The sequence below is a fragment of the Mucilaginibacter sp. CSA2-8R genome, assembly GCF_038806765.1.
Classification (GTDB): domain Bacteria; phylum Bacteroidota; class Bacteroidia; order Sphingobacteriales; family Sphingobacteriaceae; genus Mucilaginibacter.
The window spans coordinates 2114212-2129898 of sequence record NZ_CP152389.1 but is presented as its reverse complement, the minus strand read 5'-3'; the positions used below and the strand labels follow the sequence as shown (position 1 = coordinate 2129898).

Annotated in this window: 11 protein-coding genes; 5 read left to right on the top strand and 6 right to left on the bottom strand. The window is 41.6% G+C overall.

The genetic code is table 11. The features are described from left to right. Positions 1 to 48 precede the first annotated feature (48 nt). Complete coding sequence (locus tag AAGR14_RS08980) at positions 49 to 3288, top strand: carboxypeptidase regulatory-like domain-containing protein (protein WP_342648251.1); 3240 nt, start codon at positions 49 to 51, stop codon at positions 3286 to 3288. Positions 3289 to 3414: 126 nt separating this feature from the next. On the opposite strand, the gene AAGR14_RS08975 is transcribed toward AAGR14_RS08980, so the two are convergent. Together AAGR14_RS08975 and AAGR14_RS08970 are read right to left on the bottom strand one after the other, a co-directional pair. Next, positions 3415 to 4017 (bottom strand): DUF4202 domain-containing protein, encoded by a 603-nt coding sequence (locus AAGR14_RS08975; protein WP_342648250.1) that lies wholly within the window; start codon positions 4015 to 4017, stop codon positions 3415 to 3417. Positions 4018 to 4139: 122 nt separating this feature from the next. Further along, entirely contained in the window at positions 4140 to 5678 is a 1539-nt protein-coding gene (locus tag AAGR14_RS08970) for an alginate export family protein (protein ID WP_342648249.1), read from the bottom strand. Positions 5679 to 6113: 435 nt separating this feature from the next. Between AAGR14_RS08970 and AAGR14_RS08965 the strand changes: the two genes are divergently transcribed. After that, the gene (locus AAGR14_RS08965; RefSeq protein ID WP_342648248.1) at positions 6114 to 6806 is read left to right on the top strand and encodes a Crp/Fnr family transcriptional regulator; all 693 of its coding nucleotides are present in this window, start codon (positions 6114 to 6116) and stop codon (positions 6804 to 6806) included. Positions 6807 to 6920: 114 nt separating this feature from the next. Then, positions 6921 to 7793 (top strand): polysaccharide deacetylase family protein, encoded by an 873-nt coding sequence (locus AAGR14_RS08960; protein ID WP_342648247.1) that lies wholly within the window; start codon positions 6921 to 6923, stop codon positions 7791 to 7793. A 29-nt stretch (positions 7794 to 7822) separates the two neighbouring features. On the opposite strand, the gene AAGR14_RS08955 is transcribed toward AAGR14_RS08960, so the two are convergent. Next, the gene (locus AAGR14_RS08955) at positions 7823 to 8281 is read right to left on the bottom strand and encodes a hypothetical protein (protein WP_342648246.1); all 459 of its coding nucleotides are present in this window, start codon (positions 8279 to 8281) and stop codon (positions 7823 to 7825) included. A 265-nt stretch (positions 8282 to 8546) separates the two neighbouring features. Between AAGR14_RS08955 and AAGR14_RS08950 the strand changes: the two genes are divergently transcribed. Beyond that, positions 8547 to 9755: a multidrug effflux MFS transporter gene (locus AAGR14_RS08950; protein WP_342648245.1), complete on the top strand. Its 1209-nt coding sequence runs from the start codon at positions 8547 to 8549 to the stop codon at positions 9753 to 9755. Positions 9756 to 10426: 671 nt separating this feature from the next. Then, on the top strand, positions 10427 to 11203 hold the full coding sequence (locus AAGR14_RS08945; protein ID WP_342648244.1) for a HEPN domain-containing protein: 777 nt from the start codon (positions 10427 to 10429) through the stop codon (positions 11201 to 11203). 14 nt (positions 11204 to 11217) lie between these two features. Here the strand turns inward: AAGR14_RS08945 and AAGR14_RS08940 are convergent, their stop codons facing one another. Genes AAGR14_RS08940 through AAGR14_RS08930 form a run of 3 tightly spaced genes read right to left on the bottom strand, consistent with a single transcriptional unit; the run spans position 11218 to position 15616 of the window. Continuing rightward, positions 11218 to 11880, bottom strand: coding sequence for a hypothetical protein (locus AAGR14_RS08940; protein WP_342648243.1), 663 nt, complete (start codon positions 11878 to 11880; stop codon positions 11218 to 11220). Between the two features lie 11 nt (positions 11881 to 11891). After that, the gene (locus tag AAGR14_RS08935) at positions 11892 to 14345 is read right to left on the bottom strand and encodes an ATP-binding protein (protein ID WP_342648242.1); all 2454 of its coding nucleotides are present in this window, start codon (positions 14343 to 14345) and stop codon (positions 11892 to 11894) included. Further along, positions 14336 to 15616 carry a DNA methyltransferase gene (locus AAGR14_RS08930; RefSeq protein WP_342648241.1) on the bottom strand — a complete coding sequence of 427 codons (1281 nt, stop codon included), beginning with the start codon at positions 15614 to 15616 and terminating at the stop codon, positions 14336 to 14338. The genes AAGR14_RS08935 and AAGR14_RS08930 overlap by 10 nt, the downstream gene beginning before the upstream one ends. Positions 15617 to 15687 lie beyond the last annotated feature (71 nt).

Genomic DNA, 15687 nt, shown 5'->3' with positions numbered 1-15687 from the left:
ACACAGGTTTAACATGTCGAATCCAATTTTGTATAAAATTTTATTCACATGAAGAAGCTTTTACTTTTCTTATTCGTTGCACTGCTGGCAAGTATCGATGCCAGCTTTGCACAGGTAACAAGTTCCGTTATAACGGGTAGGGTTACCGACGGCAAAAACGTCAATTTGCCCGGAGTAACCGTTACAGCAGTAAACACCAGTACCGGCACCCGCTATGCCGCACAAACCAACGCCGAAGGGCGCTATACCATCCCTAACGTAAATCCAGGTGGTCCTTATACTATCACCGCTACTTACGTAGGTTCAAAAAAACAAGAACAAACAGGCATCAACTTAAGCTTAGGCAGTTCTAATTTCAACTTCAGGTTGGCCGATGAGTCGACCGAGCTAAAGGCCGTAGTTGTTAAAGGCAGCCAGGGCACTACTAAAACCGGCTCGAGCACCCGCGTAAGCGCAGCACAATTAAAGACCTTACCGTCTATCAGCCGCAGTTTACAGGATTTTACCCGTACTACCCCTCAAAGCAGCAACAACTCATTTTTGGGTACCAACTTCCGTTACAACAACGTAACGCTCGACGGTGCTATTAATAACGATGCCATTGGCTTTAGCCCATCACTAGGAGGCCAGGGCGGTACCTCAGGTCAGCCGGGCAGCAGTACCCGTACCAACCCCGTATCTATCGACGCTATCCAGGATATTCAGGTTTACCTGGCTCCATATGACGTTAAAATTGGTAACTTTTTAGGTGGTAGCATTAACGCGGTAACTCGCAGCGGTACAAACACCGTAACAGGCTCGGTTTATGGTTTTGGCCGTAACGCCAGCATCACCGGCCGTAACAAAGCAGGTGATAATTCAAAACTGCCATCATCTTTCCACGAGTATCAAACAGGTTTCCGTTTAGGTTTCCCTATCATCAAAGACAAATTATTCTTCTTTACTAACGAAGAGATTACCCGTCGCCAGGATCCGGTTATTTTGGCCGCAGGTTCAGCCGACATGCCTATCATCAACCGTACCCAGGCGCAGCAAATCAGCGATTACATGCGTACTGCTTATGGTTTGGATGCCGGCAGTTTTGACAACTATAATATCTACTCACGTTCCAACAAATTCTTCAACCGTTTAGACTGGAACATCAACGATAAAAACCAGTTGTCTATCCGTAACAACACCATTACTTCGCAAGCTACCAACCTTGAGCGCGACCAGCAGAACTTCCGTTTCGGTGGTATCGACTTTAAACAAATCAACAACCAAAACTCTACCGTTGCTGAGTTAAAAAGCCGTATAGGCGGTGGCTTATCTAACAGCTTAATTGTTGGTTACTCAAGCGTACATGATTATCGTCAGCCGCTTTCTAACCCTGCAGTTCCGCAAATTGAGATTGCATCAAACGGAGGTACTATCTTTGCCGGTACTGACCGCGAGGCCAGCATCTTTAATATGAAGCAAAAAACCTTTGAGTTTACCGACAACTTTACCATGGTAAAAGGCGACCACACGTTCACCTTTGGTACACACAACGAGTTTTACAACATTACTTACGGCTTTGTTAACTCATGGAACGGCCGTGTGGCTTACAGCAGTGTAGCCGACTTTTTAGCTAACAACCCTAATCGCGTACGTACCAACTACAACTACACTAATAACAGCCGCGATTACATTATGGATAATCCACCGGCTCAGTTTAAAGTGAATATGTTTAGCTTGTATGGCCAGGATGAGATTCACATTGGCGACAACTTTAAATTAACTCCGGGCTTACGTTTTGACCTGGCCGATATGCCAAACAAACAGCCTTTGAGCGTTAAAACTACCGGTGCACCTGTTGACCCGTTATACGGCAGCACTTATACCTATACGCAGCCAAGAAACATCACCAACAAGTTTTTAGGTAACGTTCAGATTTCACCTCGTTTAGGTTTCAATTACGATGTTAACGGCGACCAGACTTTTGTAGTACGTGGTGGTACGGGTGTATTTACCGGACGTATACCTTTTGCATGGCTGGGTTACGCTTATTATAACAACGGTGTAACTTATGGTGCTTACGATAACCGCAGTTCGGCACGCGCTTTTGTTACGGGAAGCGATCCTATCCGCGATGCCTTATCTGGCAACGGCGAAGCCGGGTTTGTACAAAAACAAGGTGTAAATGTTAACGACGCCAGCGGCAGAACCCAGGTTGACTTAATTGACAACAACTTTAAAATGCCGCAAGCCTGGAGAAGCAGCTTAGCGTTTGATTTTAAAACCGATAACCAATGGCGCTTTACTGTAGAAGGTATCTACACCAAAGTTATTCATGACTTACAGTTTAAGCACATAAACTTAGTTGATAACGCCATCTACTATCCTTACGACGTTAATAAACAACAGCCTATCTACCGTCCGGTTAACGGCACACAGGCTATCAACCCGCTGTACTCTAACGCATACCTGTTAACCAACACCAGCCAGGGTTACCGTTACAGCATCACCGGCCAGGTTGGAAAAACCTTCCCTATCGGTTTAGATTTATCGGCAGCGTATACTTACGGTCAGTCTAAAGACATCACCAACGGTATCCGTAACTCAATGGAGTCTAACTGGCAATTAAACCAAGCGCTTAACCCTAACAACCCGGGTTTAGCTTACTCAAACTTTGATATACGCAGCCGTTTTGTAGGTACTGCTAACTACCGTATCGACTGGAATGGTGCTCACCGTTACCTGACTAACTTCTCGTTATTCTTTAACGCACAATCGGGTACGCCTTACTCATTAGGCTTTGTTAACTCTACCATAGATGGTACTGCACAAACCGTAAGTTTGGTTTACATCCCTAAAGTTGGCGAAACCAAAGACTTCTTTGCTAACACTGCTGCAGGCGCATCACAAGCTGCTGCGTTTGATGCCTACATCAGCAGCGACAAATATTTGAGCAGCCGCCGTGGTAACTTCACCGAGCGTAACGGCGCCCGAACCCCTTGGAACTACCAGGCCGACTTCCGTTTCTCTCAGGACTTCAACATCATTCGTGAAGGAAAAAAAGCGCATACCATCACCTTTACTTACGACATCATTAACCTGACTAACTTATTAAATAAAAACTGGGGTATCCAATACTTCTCGCCAAACACCTTCAACTCAACTTCGAGCGTAGGTTTAAAACTGGCTACTGCAGGTACTGCTACCACCAACCCTATTTATACCTTTAACCAGGGCGACGTAACCAGCTACTCTAAAGACTTCTTTGCTTCACGCTGGCAAATGCAGTTTGGTTTACGTTACAGTTTCTAATCAGGAGCCGCAACGGTAACCAAACGTTACACAACAAAAAGCCGGGACACGAGAACCTTTGCGGTAATCGTCCCGGCTTTTTTTATGAAGTATAATTTTTATGGATAATGAACTTACACTCAGTTGCTAACCGTCCTGTTTAAGAGCCTGCAGCGCCTGGGATATCAGGCTTAAGCCATCATCTGAGTACGACAGCCGCAATGCAAAGTTATGCCCGTGCGCATCCATTTTTATTAAGGATTTGCGTAATATATTCACCATCTTTTCGGGCTCGTCGGTATACTTTTTTCTAAAATCCTCAAACTGAAATTCCAGAAACACCAGGCACAAGGCATTTTCCATGGTCTGCACATCAGCATCTACCTTAATGCGTTTTTTTAAAATGATTTGGCTTACCCGCTCAACCATTTCATCATCATAACCGGCCTGTTTCAATAAACGGGCAGTAACCTCGGCATGATGTAGCGCTAAATCTTTTCGCCATTTTAAGTACGGTTCACGACCATCCGGGTAGCTTTCGCGCGGTATTTCCCATCGGCCAATGTGCTGGCTCCGGGACGCCAGCAGTAATTCTTCGCTGGCAGTACGGTCGAGCTTCAACACCCATTCATACAGTTTAAGTGCATAAAAGTATTCCTGCGGATGCGTTTCACCATCCCAGGCAATGTTGCGCGGATCCTGCCGGTTGTAATCGTCAAAAAGCTGAAAAGCTTGTTCTAACTTACTCATGATTGCAAAGTAGCATCTTTTACTTGTCAGCCCAAATGTTTGTACTTATAGCATATATCTACAAGCGGCTCAACCACTGTATAAATGTTAGTTTAAAAAACTACTACTATTTAATCCAAATTCTATTTATTTAAAAATTCGGGCGTAATATTTAACTGCAGATATGCCCAGGTGGGATGCAGCTTGGATGTGCCCGGCGCAATGTTTTTAGCGTATTCCATACTGGATGAAGCAGCCATGTACGATAAACCTAAGACAGCTTGTGTAAACTTATTTACTTTGTATCCGGTGGTGAGATCGACCTCAGTACCCAAGTATTTATCAATGGCATTGCCGTTAACATCTTTTTGGGTACCGGCCAATCCAAAATAATGTCCCGCTAACTCGGTACTAAAGCGCTTGTTAACCGACGTGTATTTAAGCTTTACGTAAGGGTTGTTTAAACCGCCCGTTGGCGACCCGCTAACGGCGTAAAAGTAATCCATGTAACCCCAAAACTTATGCGGCGAACCATACAGCGGATCAAACCGGTGACTGGTGGCCGAAGCAGAAAATGCATTATTGCCCGATAGATAATCCCACCCGGCTGTATAGCTCATTTTGCCCGGAATATAACTTGCCGCCAGATTAACCATATAAGCATCGAGCTTTAAGCCATCTTTGTCATGCCCGCCCTGGTAGTAATAAGCTCCGGTAAAAGCCCATTGGTTTTTGCTGCCCAGCACCGGATTAATATTTAAGCCGGTAGTATAACGGATATTTACACCTGGCTGATTATAACGGTAGCCGTAAACATACCCCACATCGGTACCTGCCGTATTACGAACCGAATCTAAGGCGTATTTGCTGAACTGATCGGTTAAGAATAAAGCTGAAATCTTAGTTTTATTAATCTTTTTGCCTGCATATAAATACTGCAATGCCTTATAGTTTTGATTAAGCAGGTTTGACCCGGCCGGGTTGAGTAAAGCCAGGCTACCATTTTTGGCGCTTACGCCACTGCCGTTAACCAGCGGTATCATGCCCGAAGGTGTATTTACCAAATTACCCTTACTGTCTTTTACGGTAGCCGGGGTGTTGGCCGGCGTATAAAAAGTTCCGTTATAATTTACAGCGTCGGTGTTTTGATTAAAGGCGGCACCAATATCAACCTGCCAGCCTTTTTGCATGCTTTTTAGCACTAATGCATCGTGCCGGCGCCCCTGTTGCAGCCAATCGAGGTTACCCAGCAGGCGTTCATCGTCATAAGAAATTTCCTGGCGGCCTACTTTAAGTGAGAGGTAATCAAGCACATTGTTTTTAAATGATGTGTCTTTACGGTTGGATAAGATCAATTCACCCCAGGCTTCGTGCACGCCCAGGCGGTTACCATCATTTACGGTGATGGTGGAAGCATCTTGTCCCCAAACTCTTACATCCTGTAGGGTGGTTTGAAAAACCAGTCGGCTCGATCGGTAATTAAACATTAACCGCGTGCGCTGCGAAACAAAGGCCGATGGTTTAGTATTAAGCGGCTTTAAGGTACCAAAGCCATTTCGAAACTCCATTCGGGGCCGTAATTGACCACTAAAGGTGATTTGCGCGTTGGCGCAATTACAAATGGCAGTTACGCCCAGGCTTATAAAAATAAAGCCCCATTTTTTAGCTACAGTTTTATGCACAGAAACAAGTTTAAATTATTAGGGGATGGATAGTAAACTACATACTCAGACTATTGATCTGGACAAAGTGTTAAGCTCGGTTATAGCGTTAACTAAATCTTGCATCCTGAATAGAGCCTTAGCAGCAACTCAAGAGTAAATATATTATTCATCATATAATAAACCAACTTTTCTAATCATTTCACATCGTGGTCATCTAATCCGACTATCATACAAAAACAGAAAAAACTATCACATACCTTATGTTTACACTTATAAATCGATAGAAAGTAAACTATTAGATGTAATATTTGAATTACCAATACATTTAATTCACAAATTCATCATAGTTTCGCCCAAAAATCAACCTAAATTCTTGTTTATTTAAAATTTAATGACGGATTGAGGCCAATGGCTCTGCTAAAATCTCAAAAAGTTAGTTCTTAAGTAAGAAAAATGAAGAAAAACAAACCCTTGTGCGATGTTAACACTTGTTTCATGTGCCAGCACTGCCTTAACGACTGGCGTCCGGCTATAAGTGCTAATAAGGTAAATATCAAGGTAAAAAAGGGTGAGATAATATTTAATGAGGGCGATGCTGTAACTGGAATTTATTTTGTTTACACCGGTAATGTTAAAGTATATAAACAATGGGACGCGGATAAAGAATTAATTATCCGGTTTGCCAGGGACGGCGCGCTATTAGGTCACCGCGGTATGGGTGATGATCTGCGTTACCCAATTTCGGCCGCTGCACTCGAAGACTCGGTGGTTTGCTACGTTGATCTAAAGTTTTTTGAAAGTACGCTCCGGGTAAATACCGAACTTACTTACCAATTGGTTAACTTTTTTGCTAACGAATTGCGCGTATCTGAGCGCCGCATGCGCGATTTAACTCACATGCCTGTTAAGGGCCGCGTTGCCGATGCCCTGCTTAAATTATATCAGCAATTTGGTATTACCGAGAGTGGCTTAATTAACATTAACCTAAGCCGGCAAGATTTAGCCTCGTATGCCGGCGCCACTTACGAAACTGTTTTTAGAGTAATTAACGAGCTGGTAGCCGAGCATGCCATAAGTCTGAATGGTAAAAGCATCGCCATTACAAATCATGAAATACTGACTGTTTTGTCGCAGGCAGAGCTATAATTATAGTTTTTAACATGACTTAAAATTTTATTAAAATTGTTTCTTCGCTTTTTGGTACCGCCCGGGCAGTTTACCTTTGTGCTGTTTTTGATCATCCTTTGATGCCCGCCAGCCGTGAAAAAAGTACAGGGTCACTTTTTGTTAAGCTTATTGCTAATAATAAGTAGTATAGCCTGCCAACAGGCTACTCAAAACCAGCAAAAAGCGGCAGGTACAGAAACCTCGACGGTAGAGACAACAACCGCGAATGGCGGCACTAAAAAGACAAATGATGTGGCCACTATGATGGCCCGCAAAGAAATACCTATACTTTGCTATCACCAAATACGTGAGTGGACTGCCCGCGACTCCAAACGCGCGAAAGACAACATATGCTCTGTTGGCCGTTTCAAATCGCACGTTAAAATGCTGGCCGATAGCGGCTATCACAGCATTTTGCCCGACCAGTTATATGCCTACCTAACCCAAGGTACGGCCCTACCACCGAAACCCATCTTGATTACCTTTGATGATACCGACCTACACCAGTATACGGTAGCTTACCCGGAACTTAAAAAGTATAATTTTAAGGCGCTGTATTTTATCATGACGGTATCGTTCGGTCTCCGTCGCTACATGAGCAAGAGGCAGGTTAAAACGCTGGCAGACGAGGGTAACATCATCGGCAGCCATACCTATGATCATAAAATGGTAGTGAAGTACCAGCACAATCCTGACCCCAAATTAGACTGGACAGTACAAGTAGATAACCCGACTAAAACTCTCGAAAATCTGACTGGCAAAAAAGTGGAATACTTTGCTTACCCCTATGGCTTATGGAGCACCGCAATTTTGCCGGAATTCCAAAAACATCATTTTAAAGCCGCCTTTCAGCTCGCTGAAAAGCGAGACCCGCAAAATCCTTTGTACACTATCCGCCGCATCATTGGCAGTGGCTACTGGTCGGCCGGTAATTTAAACCATGCAATCAAGAAGAGTTTTAAGTAGAGGGCATTTCATACTCTAAGATTTATTGGTTAAAACCAGCTTTTGAGTTTCTCGGAATCTTCTTTTTTGATTTTACGCTGGCCAACACAAAATACCGTATCGATTCCCCAAGCTACGTCTTCGACTAAGATATCATGACGCACCCAATTAATAGCTCGATTAAATCCGTAAGCAAACGAAAAAACTAAAAGTCCGACCCACCATTCTCCCTCTCCTAATCCAAGAACTACACCTGCACCAACCGAAAGAGTAAGAGCCACATAAAAAATAGTTTTTGTATAAACTTTATAGCTTAGAAGCCATCCTTTATTCCTGCAAACCAATTTAAATTCGCCATTATCAACTCCGTTAAAGATAGCCTGTCTCCAACTTGATGTAGAACCTTTATACTTTACTTGATGACCTTTAATAACGATATTATCGGCATCCCTCTCCAATATTTTTTGATAGATAAACTCTAAAATCTGCTGTTCATTGTCAGGCGTCATTATCACGCTTAACGGTTTTGTAAACTGTATAGAAGTTAGAAAATTCATTTTAAGATTATTGTGTGCACATTGATAATCTTAATAAAGATATAAAAGAGTTAGCTTTTATAAAAGGCACAGCGTTTAGCTAAAACACCAGACAGTGCCGAAAGCGCAGCCTAATTTTATCGCCTGATGCCATGCGTCACCACTTTTATACTTTTTAATGATTTTCAGGTGATGTAACAAGCCGTACCTTTGCGCGCTTTGGTACAACACACTGCTTATGCTCACAAAAAACAAAAACTCAAAATATATTATCTACGTACTTGGTTTGTTAGCGGCTTTGGGGCCTTTTTCAATCGATATGTATCTGCCTGGTTTCAAAGTTATTGCGGCAGACTTAAAAACTTCGGCCTCAGCGGTATCGCTTACTTTATCGAGCTACTTTATTGGCATATCTGCCGGGCAGTTATTGTATGGCCCCTTGCTGGATAAATACGGCCGCAAAAAGCCGTTATACTTTGGGGTATTGCTGTACCTGGCCGCTTGTGCAGGCTGTTACTTGTCGGCCGACATTAACCACCTGATCGCCTTCCGCTTTTTACAGGCCGTAGGCAGTTGTGCTGCAGCGGTTGCCTCAGTTGCCTTGGTGCGGGATTTATTTGAGCCTAACAAACGCGCTAAAGCATTTGCTTCCATTATGCTGGTCATTGCCTTGTCGCCCATGCTGGCACCCACCATTGGCGGTTACTTGATTGCCGTAGCAGGCTGGCAAACTGTATTTATATTTTTGGCCATAATGGCCCTCTGCATACTGCTGTTATCATACTTCCTGATTCCGGAAGTATTCGTACCCGAGCCGGGTTATTCGCTTAAACCGGCTCCAATACTAAAAGGCTACCTCGCTGTAATCAGAGAGCCGCAGTTTGTGACTTACGCACTGGTATCTGCGCTCATCTTTTCGGGACTGTTTGTATACGTAGCCTCCTCGCCTATAATTTTTATGGAGCTATACGGCGTGAGCGAAACCGGGTACGGCTGGATCTTTGCCGGATTGTCGGTTGCCTTTATCGGGTCGAGCCAAGTAAACTCTTACATTCTGCGGTGGTATTCGAGTTATAAAATCATCAACTATGCCATGTTATTATGCATGTTTAGTAGTATAGCATTTTTAATATTTGCGCTGTTAGGAATGCTTAATTTGATAAACACACTCATTTTTCTGGCGCTGTTTCTGATTGGGCTGGGCTTCATCAACCCCAATGCCTCTGCCCTGTCGCTCGAACCGTTCAGTAAAAATGCGGGCAGCGCATCAGCCCTGATGGGCGCCGTTCAAATGGGTTTAGGAGCATTAGTTTCAGGTGTGGCCAGTTCATTTCCGGCCGGGTCGGTGCTGCCTATGCCGTTGAGTATGACAGTAGCCTCAGTGTTGGCGGCGATAGTGATAATTGTGAAAGGGAAGAATAAAGAGCAGATTACTACTGTTAGATAAAATATCTAATCGTATCCATTTTTTGCCAGTGTAAGCAGGGTGTGCAAAATGGTATACAGTTAATTTAAAGCAAGTCAATTCATAACCATTAAGATTTAAAAAGACGACTAATTTATCATTAGTCGTCCTTTTTAATTTGCTTTTTTGTGGAGCCGGAGGGAACGTTGAAAATTGCGTTACAGGCTCTCTTTCGATATCTATTTGTCGGTTAATCACCCTGCTCACCGGGCGCTCACCAAATGGCCACTAATTGACCCTTAAATTATGCTACTTAGTGTATTGAAATAAAGTTAAGCATTATTATCATGAAGTGCAACTTGAATTTATTTACTATGTAGAAGGATGCTCATAAATGTTAATCAAAGTGGAACAGATGCTAAAATTCAAGCTAAGTAAAGGGGGTAAAGAGCCATAATAATAACAGATGATGATATCTAAAGTGCTGAAATAAGTAGACTAGGACCAAGCGCTGCGATTGGGTCTAGGCTTATCATTACTCAAATAATACACTAATAGTTTTCAGACTTCGTTTCAATTTATGATAAAGACATATTTGTATTTTCATGTCAACTGGACGTTTAACTAATTAATAATTATTCAATACTCGTAGTGAATAAATCAGAGGTTAATCGAAGTATGACTTATTGAAGATTTATATGCTTAAATATGATTTGAAATATACTATTGCTGAAGTAGCTAGGCTCTTTCAGATTGAGATTAATACAGTAAAAAAATGGTGTTATCATTTTTCTGAATATTTGAGCAAAGGTGCAAATCCCGCTAAAGGCATCTACCGTCAATTCAGTTTAGAAGACATCCGTGTTTTTGGACATATTATTCAGTATTGGGAAGAACAACCAGATTTTGAAAACATCAAGCATGGATTAAATTCAAATTGCCATCACGATGATACTTTTATTGACGAATTCATTCTTCTGAATACACCATTTATTATAAACTTGCCAGAAGATATTGATGAAAGCTGGCGGCATGGAGTTCTGTTCGTTGGTATATCCGAATTTGGTGAGACGTTTCTATTAGCTAAATCGTATAAATTGGCCGGAGACAGACTAATTGAGCTTTCATTGAAAAATGACGAATCCCGAGAGCTATATGCTCCTGCAATATTTAACTATCGTCACTCTGTCGAATTATACATAAAGGCTATTATCGGTAAACATAAACAGACACATAATTTATTGACGCTGCTGGAAAAGCTTAAAATATATTTAAAAGAGGAATTTAACGCAGAATTGCCAGATTGGTTAGCTAACATAATCATGACTTTTCATGATTTTGATCCTTATGGCACGACATTAAGGTATGGTGGTAATTCGTCGATGGAAGAAATGTTTATAAATTTTAACCACCTTAAATCGTTGATGCAATTATTAGCGAATGCTTTTCAAAATATCCGGTTTAATCAAGGTTTGCCCGACGGAATTTAGCTTCTTTAAGCAGCCTATCTCAGCATTGGTTCTACATCTTTGAACAGGTCTATTAATTCAACTACAAATAAATCTGTGAATATATTTTTACCATTGTCTTGCGGGCCATAGGTCAAGTGCCTCCAAGTTACCGGCGGCACGTTTGGATTTTTAATCGTTATTATGCTATGATGAGCAAAAGCATTTCTTACAACTCTAGCGAATTGAAGTGGTGGCGGCCAATGAAGTGGATCTGAACCGTATCGGCCAACTACCATGTCCTTTATTTTTTCGTAATAGCTTAAATAACATCCAGCCATTACTTTCCGAATAAAATAAAAGGTATCGCGATTTTCTAAAATTGTCGCGTTCGGAACGTTTGAAATATTATCTAATGTCTTCTCGTAAGCAGTGTAGCTAATTGAATCTAATGGGACCGCGTTCGCAACTTTCCCCAAAATCTCAAACATTTTAAAACTGTATATTTTTTGTTCGCCAATTGCTGCGAATGGAAAATCTACTTTTGCATATTCTTCTTCGGGATATTCAAGGACGGGTGAGTATTTAGACTTCATAAGCTGAGCCGAAACCACAAAACCGAACGATGTAATCAAGATCGTCATGATTTCATCGAAAAATGAATCTGCCGATGTCAGCGATTCAGTAAACAGTTCTCTGCCCTTTGCTATGCCGCCCATATGCGTAACTCCTAAATAGAAAATGCTTTCAGATAAACATCCAAAAACTCCGGCGGCATATTAGTTGCAAAAGTTTGATTAATTGCTTGAAGAATTTTATCGGGCGGCGCTTGCAAACTTAAAACATCATTGTTGATATTCAGGAAGCCGGGCACAAGCCGCTCCAAGCTTTGCGACAAAGTCCTCAAATCTTCAACAGAATGTTTTTTCAATTCCGTATTAGCATATCTCAGCGCATTTAAGTTTGCAGGTTCTTTGTCATTCCTAATGATATCGTAGGCAGTTTGCAAAAGTTCTTTGATAGGGCCACGATTGACTTCTCTATCTCTAATTTGTTTAATCCAAGCTGTTGTTTCAACTACGGTATGGCAATTATTAAAGAAATCCCTAAGTTCTTTTAGACCTACCAACTTAGGACTGGATAATATGATCAACGCACTTAAATCTTTAGCCCTGATCAAGTTTATCTTATGTTTTTTTGCCTCTTTATTAACTGCTGAATTTGGATCGTCGGCTCCTTCAAAATCTATTGCTACTACCGCAGCATAGTCTGCATTATAGTCGTCTCTATGTCTATCGACACCTGAGATATGTGCTGTTGTTGCTTTAATTTTATCCTTAGCCGTGCTTTTTGCATCATATGTGACGGAATAATTCTCTGCTGAACCAACCGGGCCAAGGTACGCATTCGCCTTACCATCAGGCTTGCCTGGGCCGCCAATTTTAGAAGTTTCGAATCCAAGCGAAACAAATGCTTGTTTTACAGAGTCTTCTAAACCGGTAGAGTCTCCCAATGAGTTTTGCAGCAGAGCCGCCACAAACGGTGCGTTCGGCTTGTCGCTAAACGTCAATTCTCTGAGTATATCATCACGGCGACGCATAATAGAATACACTTCGTCCTGCTTAATACCGTTTTCAATTAAAAAGCATTCAGTAAGTATCTCTGTAAGGGCAATCAACTGGAAAGGTAAGGTAGATTTTACTTCATCCATGAAATTTGCAAAAAACGGATGAAGTAAATTGATTTTAGCGATGCCCGTTTCAAGTTCTAATTTAGCAATAGGGTCATCAGGATTTAGGGCAACCCATTCCACACTATGGATCATGCCCTTTTCGCTGACAAGATCGTCTTCTAAACGTGAAATGAATGACATGGTTTCCTCGCTTGATAAGCCTTTAGGAAATTCCGTTAAAAGCAGATCCGATATTTCCCCGTCAAAAAAACGTTTCGCCGCCACTAGGATAGGCCTTCTGGATAGTCCAGAAGATGCAGCGGCGATTTTGTAAGATGCCCTATTCTTTCGCTCTTCTTCTTCTATTACGCTCGTATAAAACGCCCTAACTTCATTGAATTTGCTGTTGATATAGGCTTTAATTTCACTAAGCTGTTCCGACTCTTTAACAGCCTCTCTGGTAGAAGTGATATAACTATCTAACTCATCCGCATGTACCGTTATACGAATCCGATTAAACAGACCATGAAAAAGTGGTGACATGCCTGGCAACAAAGCATCGTCAATATTAATTAACCTGCCTCTAACCATAAGAAACACACCGTGGCTTCTCGATATATTGTCCGATTTGCTGGCAAGCAATGATTCCTGGTAAAGATCTATTTGTCCGGTAACATTATGAATAGTATTCATATTTACCGACGGTTGCCCCCTGTATGTGCCTACCGTATATTTATTTCTTTTAGCGACCTCATCATCCACGCCAAAAATGAAAGTTTTTTTAATAGCGATTTTTTCTTTGCTCGGGGTAATTTCAACTCCGTTGTAAGATAGTTTAAACGCAGGGTTTAAAGGTAACGCGGTACTTAATATCCATTTTAAACGTCCCTCCTGAATTTGGTGGGCTTTAGGTTTCAACTCTGACATGATTGCCATCGTCCAGGTTGGTTCGGCATCAGTCCCCCAAAGTTTAAACGAAAGCAACTTCTCGTTCGCGCCCCCAACGTATGGATTTAAAGCAACCTTGACCTGATCAAGTGTTAACTGCCTTTCGTCCAATTTTATTCCAGTTCGTTCGGAGCTATCGTTGATATTGGTATAATTCATGGTAACTGCATAGTAATTACCATCTTTTGCTTTACATATCAGGGTAAGCTTATTTGTTAAAATATAAGTAGCTAGTTTACCAATACCGAATTTGCCAATGACAAGCCGGTCCGTTTTCTCTATTGCCCTTTTGGTTGATGAGCCGATTTTCCAAAACTGCTTAAGACCATCCTTTCCCATGGATTCGCCATTATCGCACACCCACAGCACGGATTCTGGCAGGGTTTTGTCAATCGGGACTTGTACCGACACTTTTGAGGCACCAGCATCGTATGAATTACTTACGAGTTCTTCAAATGCCTTATTAGGGCTTGAATATAGTCCGGCAGAAAACAACTCGATAATCCTATAGCTTATCTCTACAGGTATCTCGTCGATTTTAGTGCCTGAAGTTTCTATTGACATTTACGTGCTATAATGATTAATTCTTCGGGATAAATCAGTTTTTTATTATCGCTGGTTAGCTTAGTAAATTTACCTGAATTTTTATCTCGAATCGTTGGATTGATTTTATGAGGTATTTCACGTTTGATAATCTCTACGATCTCGAAATTCAATAATATCAGCATTTCCGCGAAAGCTTCTGCAGATTTGATTCTGACATCTTTCATCGTGGTATTACCAACGACCAGGCAGGTAACCCCTGATGGTTTTAGAATACGCTTCATTTCCGCCGCTACCTCATACATGTTATTGAAATAGTTAGCGACTTCGCCTGCCAACCTGGTATCGATCTTATTTAACTCGGTAACGATATTCTGTGCAATTGTACTTTTGGTAACCAGATCCCTGTTGTTAGAATAAAAAGTCCCAATAAAATTCTTTCTAAACGTGCTTATATCAGTAATATATTCATACCAGTAAGCAGTCAGCTGGTGAATATCAGCATATTCATACGAAGTGACGTACGGCGGCGATGTTATTATAGCCCCAATCGAATTGGCCCTGATTTTCGTTTTTCGAGCGTCCGCAAGTTTGATATCGCACTGAACTGTTAGATTATTATCCTTTTGCAGTTGTGTATAAAAATCATTGTTCTTTTTAAACATCTTCCGCAATTGCAATTCCATCGCTTTAAACGGATCAGCAATAACCTTATTTGGATCTATTTGCGGCTTTGTTCCACGCTGTAACCAACGAGAACAATTTTTTAAAATGTTAGAAAGTGCGCATAAGAAAAAGTTTTTAAAGTCTGCTTCTTCGATATTGTTTATCACACTATAAAGAAAGGCGATCTCATTTTTTTCTTTTTCTCTGAACCAATAATCTATTCTTGCGTGATGTGCAGCAGCATATACGGTTTCCGAATCATAGCCTGCCATCTCCGCTTTAAAATTCGCAATTCTTTCGGCTAATAAGTGAGGTTCGAGCGCATGTATTTTGGCTTGGGTTATCAGTTGAGCGACCGGATTTATATCAACGCCTACAGAATTACGGCCATGAACTTTAGATTCCACCAGAGTGGTACCGCAACCGGCGAACACATCCGCGATTTTATCGGTGGGGACTGTATAAGTTTCTATGAGTTTTTTTACAATCTGGGGTATGAACTTCGCCGGGTAACGGTGATAACCATGAGTAAGGTTATCAATAGATCGCGATCCCGCAAATGACCAATCATTATTGACAGGTACATTGAATTTATCGTTTATTATAGAGAGAATATCGCTTTGCATTATAAGTAAATAGGAATCGCATACAAATATAGTTAATTTGAACAGACCATGCCGATGCTAAATTAATTAGT

Bases quoted from the DNA above. Each gene is read 5' to 3' on its own strand.
- AAGR14_RS08980 (WP_342648251.1), top strand. From the start codon at position 49: ATGAAGAAGCTTTTACTTTTCTTATTCGTTGCACTGCTGGCAAGTATC.
- AAGR14_RS08975 (WP_342648250.1), bottom strand. From the start codon at position 4,017: ATGAGTAAGTTAGAACAAGCTTTTCAGCTTTTTGACGATTACAACCGG.
- AAGR14_RS08965 (WP_342648248.1), top strand. From the start codon at position 6,114: ATGAAGAAAAACAAACCCTTGTGCGATGTTAACACTTGTTTCATGTGC.
- AAGR14_RS08955 (WP_342648246.1), bottom strand. From the start codon at position 8,281: ATGACGCCTGACAATGAACAGCAGATTTTAGAGTTTATCTATCAAAAA.
- AAGR14_RS08950 (WP_342648245.1), top strand. From the start codon at position 8,547: ATGCTCACAAAAAACAAAAACTCAAAATATATTATCTACGTACTTGGT.
- AAGR14_RS08940 (WP_342648243.1), bottom strand. From the start codon at position 11,880: ATGGGCGGCATAGCAAAGGGCAGAGAACTGTTTACTGAATCGCTGACA.
- AAGR14_RS08935 (WP_342648242.1), bottom strand. From the start codon at position 14,345: ATGTCAATAGAAACTTCAGGCACTAAAATCGACGAGATACCTGTAGAG.
- AAGR14_RS08930 (WP_342648241.1), bottom strand. From the start codon at position 15,616: ATGCAAAGCGATATTCTCTCTATAATAAACGATAAATTCAATGTACCT.